Origin of the sequence: Streptomyces sp. NPDC059785 (genome assembly GCF_042732375.1) — a bacterium.
GTDB lineage: Bacteria > Actinomycetota > Actinomycetes > Streptomycetales > Streptomycetaceae > Streptomyces.
In genome coordinates this window covers 110,168-117,707 of record NZ_JBHWHV010000023.1, presented here as the reverse complement: position 1 = coordinate 117,707, position 7,540 = coordinate 110,168, and the positions used below count along the sequence as shown (strand labels likewise).

Annotated in this window: 6 protein-coding genes; all 6 read right to left on the bottom strand. The window is 70.1% G+C overall.

Features of this window, described 5'->3' with window-relative positions; translation table 11 throughout:
• Positions 1-186: 186 nt before the first annotated feature.
• The 6 genes from trxA to murJ all read right to left on the bottom strand — a co-directional run bounded on the left by trxA (position 187) and on the right by murJ (position 7,539).
• Positions 187-519, bottom strand: coding sequence for a thioredoxin (gene trxA, locus ACFV6E_RS19335; RefSeq protein WP_385176136.1), 333 nt, complete (start codon positions 517-519; stop codon positions 187-189).
• 46 nt (positions 520-565) lie between these two features.
• A complete protein-coding gene (gene trxB / locus ACFV6E_RS19330; RefSeq protein ID WP_385176139.1) occupies positions 566-1,537 on the bottom strand; it encodes a thioredoxin-disulfide reductase in 972 nt (323 codons plus the stop codon).
• 229 nt (positions 1,538-1,766) lie between these two features.
• The gene (locus ACFV6E_RS19325) at positions 1,767-2,717 is read right to left on the bottom strand and encodes an anti-sigma factor family protein (RefSeq protein ID WP_385462980.1); all 951 of its coding nucleotides are present in this window, start codon (positions 2,715-2,717) and stop codon (positions 1,767-1,769) included.
• Complete coding sequence (sigM, locus tag ACFV6E_RS19320) at positions 2,714-3,463, bottom strand: RNA polymerase sigma factor SigM (RefSeq protein ID WP_385176145.1); 750 nt, start codon at positions 3,461-3,463, stop codon at positions 2,714-2,716. Before sigM ends, ACFV6E_RS19325 begins: the two co-directional genes overlap by 4 nt.
• A gap of 28 nt (positions 3,464-3,491) precedes the next feature.
• Positions 3,492-5,207 (bottom strand): serine/threonine protein kinase, encoded by a 1,716-nt coding sequence (locus ACFV6E_RS19315; RefSeq protein WP_385176147.1) that lies wholly within the window; start codon positions 5,205-5,207, stop codon positions 3,492-3,494.
• Positions 5,208-5,325: 118 nt separating this feature from the next.
• Positions 5,326-7,539 (bottom strand): murein biosynthesis integral membrane protein MurJ, encoded by a 2,214-nt coding sequence (gene murJ, locus ACFV6E_RS19310; RefSeq protein ID WP_385462977.1) that lies wholly within the window; start codon positions 7,537-7,539, stop codon positions 5,326-5,328.
• Position 7,540 lies beyond the last annotated feature (1 nt).

The following is a 7,540-nucleotide window of genomic DNA, read 5'->3' as shown; positions in this document are numbered from 1 at the left end:
CGTAGCGGACACGCCCCTGCGGACACGCCCCTGCGGACACGCCCCTGCGGACACGCCCCTGCGGACACGCCCCTGCGGACACGCCCCTGCGGACACGCCTCCAAAGCGAATGGGCCAACCCTCCGAGAGGGTTGGCCCATTCGTGTTTCACGTGAAACATCGCCGCCGGGATGACGGCTGCACCGATTACTCGGCGATGAAGTCCTCGAGGTCACGCTCGATGGCGGCCTTCGGCTTCGCACCGACGATGGTCTTGGCGACCTCGCCACCCTGGTAGACGTTCAGGGTCGGGATGGACATGACGCCGTACTTCGCGGCCGTGCCCGGGTTCTCGTCGATGTTGAGCTTGACGACCTCGATCTTGTCGCCGTGCTCGGCGGCGATCGCCTCGAGGGACGGAGCGATCTGGCGGCAGGGACCGCACCAGGCGGCCCAGAAGTCCACCAGGACGGGCTTGTCGCTCTTGAGGACGTCCTGCTCGAAGGAATCGTCGGTCACGTTCTTCAGGGTGCCGGCCACGACGGGCTCCTTAACTCGGTGGTGCGGTGGGGCGGGAAGGGGGGGGTCAGACAGCGGTCTTCTCGGGCTCGGGAGTCTCCTCGCCGTCCGTGAGGGCGGCGAGGAAACGCTCGGCGTCGAGGGCGGCGGAGCAGCCGGTACCGGCCGCGGTGATCGCCTGGCGGTAGGTGTGGTCGACGACGTCTCCGGCGCCGAAGACACCGGTCAGGTTCGTCCGGGTCGACGGAGCGGCGACCTTCAGGTAGCCCTCGTCGTCCAGGTCGAGCTGACCCTTGAAGAGTTCGGTGCGCGGGTCGTGGCCGATCGCGATGAACAGGCCGGTCACCGGCAGGTCGGAGATCTCGCCCGTCTTCAGGTTCCGCAGCTTCAGGCCGGACAGCTTCGGGTCGCCCTCGATCTCGGCGACTTCGCTGTCCCAGACGAACTTGATCTTCGGGTCGGCGAAGGCGCGCTCCTGCATCGCCTTGGAGGCGCGCAGGGTGTCCCGGCGGTGGACGATCGTCACCGACTTGGCGAAGCGCGAAAGGAAGGTCGCCTCCTCCATGGCGGTGTCGCCGCCACCGATCACGGCGATGTCCTGCTCCCGGAAGAAGAAGCCGTCACACGTGGCGCACCAGGAGACGCCGCGTCCGGACAGGGCGTCCTCGTTGGGCAGACCGAGCTTGCGGTGCTGCGAGCCCGTCGTCACGATGACGGCCTTGGCGCGGTGCACGGTGCCCGCCGTGTCCGTGACGGTCTTGATCTCGCCCGTCAGGTCGACGGAGACGATGTCGTCCGGAATCAGCTCGGCGCCGAAGCGCTCGGCCTGCGCGCGCATGTTGTCCATGAGCTCGGGACCCATGATGCCGTCGCGGAAGCCGGGGAAGTTCTCCACCTCGGTGGTGTTCATCAGTGCGCCACCCGCGGTGACGGCGCCCTCGAACACCAGCGGCTTCAGCGACGCGCGCGCGGTGTAGAGCGCCGCCGTGTAGCCGGCGGGCCCGGAGCCGATGATGATCACGTTACGGACGTCGCTCACGGCTTGATTCCTCGTCTCTGGAGACTGCTTCTACTGCCGGTGGGAGCCTCTCTCAGAACTCTCACCCCACCCAACGGATCCTAAGGGCCCCGCATTCCCGTTGTGTCCGGGCACACGGCGACGCACAGCGTACGGGGATACGACAGTTGATGCAGGCGCGTCCGTCAGCCTTCGGACAGCGCTGTACGACACGTGCTTTCGCCGCCGACACCCAAGACGTCGGTACCGCTCAGCGCGTGTACGAGTGCGTCAGAAGCACCTTGCCCGGAGCCGCCGAGTCCTGGCTCACGCACGTGGCATCCACGACGTACGCGGTGACCCGCGTCGTGTCCGAGGCGTGGGGCAGGACGACGAGGTAGGCGCTCATCCCCTGGTACACGCCCTGGGAGACGGCCAGTGCGGGATCGTCGCGGTCGATGCCCTGCTCGATGCACGCGGGCACCTGGACGGCCGTCTCCTGCAAGGTCTGCGGCTCGTCGCTCTTCGACCCGGTGGTGCCCGACTCGATTCCCCAGGGCTTCTGAGTCCCTGAGCCCTTGCTCGTCGAGAGGAGATCCGCCACCTGGTTCTCCAGCCGGCCTTCGGTGAAGGTGTGGGCGGCGTCGGTGTGCTTCTGCGCCGCCGTCGCGGGCGAGCCGCCGGGCTCGCCGTCGCTCAGGGACTGACTGAGGAAGACCCCCAGTCCCAGAGCGGCGGCTGCGCAGACCGCGCTGAGCGCCACGATGCCGCGTCGACCGCGACGGGAGCGTGCTGTGCGCCCCGGACCGGTTGCCGCACGAGCCCGGCCCTCGGGCCGGGCGCCGGCGCCCGCACGCAATGTTTCACGTGAAACATGCGCGCCGTCGCCGTCGCAGTCGTCGTCGACCGGCGGACGGGAGGTGCTGACCGACGTCTCGGCCTCGGCGGCATCGAGGCCGGGCGCCGTGGCGCTCAGCAGAGCCTCCGCGGCGAGCGCGGCATCGATCCGTCCCGCGACATCGGCGGGCATGGTGGACGGTCCTGGAAGCGTGCCGAGAAGCCCCTGGATCTCCTCCAGGGACGCGTAGACGTCCGCGCAGACCGGGCAGTCGTCCAGATGCCGTCGTACGTCCGTGGTGCGCGAGGAGGAGAGAAGTCCCTCCGTGAGGTCGGAGAGTTCCGTGACGTCCGGGTGCCCGGCCGCATCGGTCGTGGATGTCACGCTCGCCCACCTCCGCCCTTCACAGCAGCTGAATCGCTTGGTCCTGCGTCGCCCGGTCCTGTGTCGTCCGGTCCCGCTTCCGGTGGGACGGACGCGCCCCGCGTCCGGTTCCTTTCACCGGACGACTCGTCGCCCGGTGGTCGTTTCCCCGGCCTTTCCCGGCCGTCGTCCTCCGTGCGGAGGTGGGCGAGCAGCGGCAGCAGTCTTGCTCTGCCCCGGGCACAGCGGCTCTTGACCGTCCCGGTGGGCACATCGAGCACACGGGCGGCCTCCGCCACCGGGTACCCCTGCATGTCGACCAGGACCAGGGCGGCCCGCTGGTCGGGCGGCAGAGTACCCAGCGCCTCCAGGAGTTCTCGGTGGAGGTCGTTGCGCTCGGCGGGAGCCGACGCCGATTCGTGCGGTTCGAGGAGCTGCTCGAGACGCTCGGTGTCGTCGACTGGGGAGGTCTTCCGGGAGGCCGCCTTGCGGGCACGGTCCAGGCAGGCGTTCACCGTGATGCGGTGCAGCCACGTGGTGACCGCCGACTGGCCACGGAAGGTGTGGGCGGCCCGGTAGGCGGACACCAGGGCGTCCTGGACGGCGTCGGCGGCCTCCTCACGGTCCCCCAGGGTCCGCAGCGCCACCGCCCAGAGCCGGTCGCGATGGCGCCGGACCAGCTCCCCGAAGGCGTCGGGGTCCCCTTCGACATGACGGGTCAGGAGGTCCTGGTCGCTTGCTTCGCCGTGAGCGCCCGCATCGGCCATCGGACCCCCTCCCCTCGGTCGACGCCTGTCAGCCGGTGAACTTCACATCCGTTATGGCCTGCTTGTAGCCGGCCCCGCTGAAGTCGTCCTTGCCGGCGTACGGCGCCGCGGTGATCCACACCAGTACGTACCGCGTCTTCACCGCCTTGTCGGCGGAGATCTTGAGCTGCTGACCGGACGTCGTGGCCGTCGCGATCTTCTTCATGGAGCTGAGCGGGGCCGAGGACGACAGCGAGTCGGCCGCGTACAGGGAGGCCGTGGTGTGGTCGCCGCTGTAGTTGAGCCCTATCGACGCCGCCGAAAGATCCTGCGACGAGCCCAGGTCGTAGACGATGCCCACGCCCTCCTTGAAGGGTGCGAGGACCGGACCCCCGGTGTACGAATAGGTGCGCCAGTACGTCGAGCTGTCACCGTCGTAGGTCAGACCGACGTCGCCGGCGTGCTGGGGCTTCCCGTCCGGGTAGTACTCCTGGGCCCCCTGGATCGTGATCGGCTTGACCGGCTTCGTCTCGTCGCCGCTCTTGTCGTTGCCGTCCGTGGTCTGCGTCTTGTCGGTCTCCTCCGACTTGCCGTGGTCCATCAGCGCGTCCGCCAGCTGCCAGCTGCCCAGTCCGAGGGCGGCGATGAGCAGCGCGGAGACGGCCCACTTCAGTGCCTTGCCGGTGCGGCTCTGCAGCGGAGGCGGCGGGGCGGCCACGGGCTGGGTGACACCAGGATGCGGTGGCTGACGCCCGTACGTGCCCTGCTGGTACGTCGTGCGCTGGTACTCCGGCGGTGCGGTGAAGGCGGGCTCCGGCGGGCGGATGCGCGGCATCTCGCTGATCGCCTTGACCAGTTCCTCCGGAGTGGTGCACGGGGGATCCTGGCGCGAGGCGGTCGCCCCGTCGTTGGCGAGCGCGCGCATGGCGAGCTCCGAGAGACCGCGGTGGACGCCGGCCCGGACCTGGTCGGGTGCGATCAGACCGATGCCCTTGGGCAGCCCGGAGAGACCGTAGGCGTCGTCCTCGTACGGCCAGCGCTGGGTGAGCGCGGCGTACAGGAGCGCGCCGATGGCCTCCGTGTCGGTGCGCTGCGGGGTGTCGGAGCTGATCCCGCGCAGCGCGGCGTTGACCGCGAGTCCGCGGATGCGCCACTGGCCGGACGACGAGCGGAGCACGCAGCCCGGAGTGAGCCGCAGATGGGCCAGGCCCTCGCGGTGTGCGGCGGCCATGGCCTGGGAGACCTGGGTGACCATCTGGTAGGCGTCGTGCACCTCCAGCGGGCCGGAGGCCAGGAGCGTGGTCAGCTCCGTGGCGTCGGGGAGCCACTCGTGGACCACGTAGACGAGGTCGTTCTCCTCGACCGCGTCCAGGACCTGGACGAAGCGGGGATCACCCAGCAGGGCGGAGGAGCGGGCCGCGGCCAGCACCGAGCGGGCCCGGGCATGGTCGGCGGGCAGCAGGTGCACGCCGACGGCACGGCGCAGCTTCTCGTCCACCGCGCGCCAACTGCTGAATCCGTCCAGACGGGTGACGCATTCTTCAAGGCGGTAGCGTCTGGCGAGCTTGTGACCGCTGTGCAGTTCAGGCGGTGAGACTTTTCCGGGATCCTCCGTCCCGCCGCTCCCCTGTGCCTCGTCGCTCTCCGTGTCCCGCTCCCGGTTCTGGGCCACCCCGTCGGCCGTGGACTGGTCCGCCTGCGCGGTCAGCGGCTCATCACCGCTGTTGTCTGCCACGTCGACGGCAGCCGTGCTCCGTTCTGCCACCGTCGTTCCTGCCTCCCCATCCGTTGCGCGCTGTCCGACGCCGAAACCAATTGTGCCCACAGTCCGCCGCTATGCACGACACGCGGTGGCGGACGATGGTTGTGCGCTTACCCCCGCCTCAGCGCCCCAGGCGCCCGCGGACCATGCCGACCATTGAGTTGAGCTCCTCGATGCGCATCTTCCGCGCGGCCACGAAGAAGACACCGAAGAGGAGGAAACCGCCGCCCGCGAGGGCGAGCATCGAGCCACCGACCCCCTGGCCCAGGGACTTGCTGATGCCGTAGCAGGCCGCGCCGCCGACCAGGGCCGCCGGCACCGAGGCGATACCGAGCCGCGCGTACGTCCGCAGGACACGGGAGCCGTCCAGATCGCCGCCCAGCCGCTTGCGCAGCCGGTTCCAGGCGACGCCGACACCGATCGCGTACGCGAGACCGTAGGAGGCCGCCATGCCGACCACGGCCCAGCGGGCCGGGAGCACGAAGTAGCACACGGCGGAGGCGCCCGCGTTGACGACGGCCACGATCACCGTGTTGTAGAACGGCGTCCGGGTGTCTTCGTAGGCGTAGAAGGCGCGCAGGACGACGTACTGGACGGAGTACGGAATCAGGCCGAGGCCGAAGGCCATCAGCATGTAGCCCATGTTCGTCGCCGGGCCGGTGCCGGAGGAGCCGAAGATCAGCGTGCACATCGGGATGCCGAGCGCGACGAACCCGAAGGCGACCGGGACGATCGCGACGGCCGTGGTGCGCAGCCCCTGGGAGATGTCGTCACGAACGGCGCCGCTGTCGCCCTCATGGGCCGAGCGGGAGATCCGCGGCAGCAGGGCGGCCATCAGGGAGACCGTGATGATCGCCTGCGGCAGGCCCCAGATGAGCTGTGCGTTGGCGTAGGCCGCGAAGCCGGTGCCCTTGACGGGGGAGTCCTTGGTCGCCGCGGTGGAGAGCTGGGTGACGACCATCGCGCCCGCCTGGTTGGCGAGGACGAAGAGGACCGTCCACTTGGCGAGCATCACGGCCTTGCCCAGGCCGTGGCCCTTCCAGTCGAAGCGCAGCCGCATGCGGAAGCCGGTCTCCCGCAGGTACGGGATCATGGCGAGCGCCTGGACGACGAGGCCGAGCAGCACACCGATGCCGAGGAGCCGCTGGCCCTCCAGCGGGATGTTCGAGACTTCCATGTGCGAGTTGGCGGCGCTGCCGTACACCCAGATGAAAGCGCCCAGGGTCACGATGATGACGATGTTGTTCAGGACCGGGGTCCACATCATCGCGCCGAACCGGCCGCGGGCGTTGAGGACCTGGCCCATCACCACGTGGATGCCCATGAAGAAGATCGAGGGCAGGAAGTACCGGGTGAAGGTGACGGCGACCTCGTTGGCCGCGGGGTCGCTGGCGATCGGGTCGGACAGCAGCCGGACCAGCAGGGGCGCGGCGAACATCGCGAGGCCGGTGAGCACGCCGAGCGCCACCATGACCAGGGTGAGCAGACGGTTGGCGTACGCCTCACCGCCGTCGTCGTCGTCCTTCATGGCGCGCACGAGCTGCGGCACGAAGACGGAGTTGAGGCCACCGCCGACGGTGAGGATGTAGATCATCGTCGGCAGCTGGTAGGCGACCTGGAAGGAGTCACCGAGCAGGCCGAGACCGAGGGCCGAGACGATCAGCGCGGAGCGGACGAAACCGGTGAGCCGGGACACCATCGTGCCCGCCGCCATCAGGGCGCTCGACTTCAGCAGGCCGCCTGCCCGGCCGCCCTTCTTCGGTGCGGCAGCGGCGGGCGCGGGCACCTGGGCGGGCACTTCAGGACCCTGACGCGGAGCGGGAGGGGGCGGCGTACCCGGCATGGCGGGCGCCTCCATGGCAGGACGCACACCGTCCTGCTGCTGGTCCCGGAAGAGGTGGGCGAAGGCATCGGGTTCGTGGCGCTGCTCGCCGGCCTGCGAGACCAGGTCGTCCACACCGACGAACTGGGTCGTCCGGGGGTCCTCGCCGTACGGCAGGTGCCGCGTCGGGCCCGCGGGCTCCGGCGGTGGCGTCTGCGCCCAGACACGCGGGTCGGGGGCGTACGGGGAAGCGGGCGGCTGGGCGTAGAGCGGTGGGGGTGCCTGGTACGTGCCCGGGTGCGGCGGGGGGTGCGCGGCGCGGTCGTAGAGCGCCTCGGTCACCGGGTCCTGCGCGGACAGGTCGTGCCCCCGGTACGGGTCCTGGTCGTAGGCGTCCTGGAAGTACATGTCCGCGGGGGGCCCCGGCGTCTGGCCGGGCTGGGGCGGAGGGCCCTCGGGGTATCCCGAGTCGCCCGCGCCCTGACCGCGGTCACCGTCGTACGGCGCGTTCATG